Origin of the sequence: Vibrio sp. Vb1755 (assembly GCF_033338635.1) — a bacterium.
Classification (GTDB): Bacteria; Pseudomonadota; Gammaproteobacteria; order Enterobacterales; family Vibrionaceae; genus Vibrio; species Vibrio alginolyticus.
In genome coordinates, this window is the sequence record NZ_JAWOTA010000199.1 from 626 (window position 1) to 1,273 (window position 648).

The 648-nt window shown below is 47.4% G+C and carries 1 protein-coding gene and 1 pseudogene; one reads left to right on the forward strand and one right to left on the reverse strand.

All coding sequences use genetic code 11. The features are described 5' to 3' along the window. Positions 1-76, reverse strand: a pseudogene (locus R7E00_RS23875) (oligoribonuclease); the annotation flags it as partial. A gap of 76 nt (positions 77-152) precedes the next feature. Between R7E00_RS23875 and rsgA the strand changes: the two are divergent. Then, positions 153-648: GTPase RsgA (rsgA, locus tag R7E00_RS23880; protein WP_318124730.1), on the forward strand; the 496-nt coding region annotated here is incomplete at its 3' end.

Here is a 648-nt window from a genome sequence, read left to right on the forward strand (position 1 = left end):
TTAGGTTTTGATCGCTAAAGGACATGGTTACGCCGCCTATTTGTTTATCGATAAAAGAGGTACTATACCTGAAAATACTTGAAACACGATACTCACGAACTTGAGCCGAGAACGAGCTCAATCGCTTGAGTTAACTCACTAAGTAAAACATTGTGGCAAAGAAGAAAAAGTTAACCAAAGGTCAGGTGCGCCGCGTACGCAGCAACCAACAAAAACGCCTAAAAAAGCAAGAAGAGTCCATCCAATGGGATGAGAACATGCTTGGCGCAAGTAAACAGGGTCTAGTGATTACTCGCTTTGGCCAGCACGCTGACATCGAAGATTTAGAAACTGGCGAGGTTCAACGCTGTAACCTACGTCGCGGCATTGAGTCTCTGGTTTCCGGTGACCGAGTGCTCTGGCGTGAAGGTCTTGAATCAATGGCAGGCATCTCAGGTGTTGTTGAAGCCGTAGAGCCACGTACATCAATGCTGACTCGCCCAGACTACTACGACGGCCTCAAACCAGTTGCGGCAAACATCGATCAGATGGTGATTGTCTCGTCTGTCTTGCCTGAGCTATCACTGAACATTATCGACCGTTATTTAGTGGCCGCAGAGACACTCAACATCGCACCATTGTTGGTGCTCAACAAGGTCGATTTGCTTG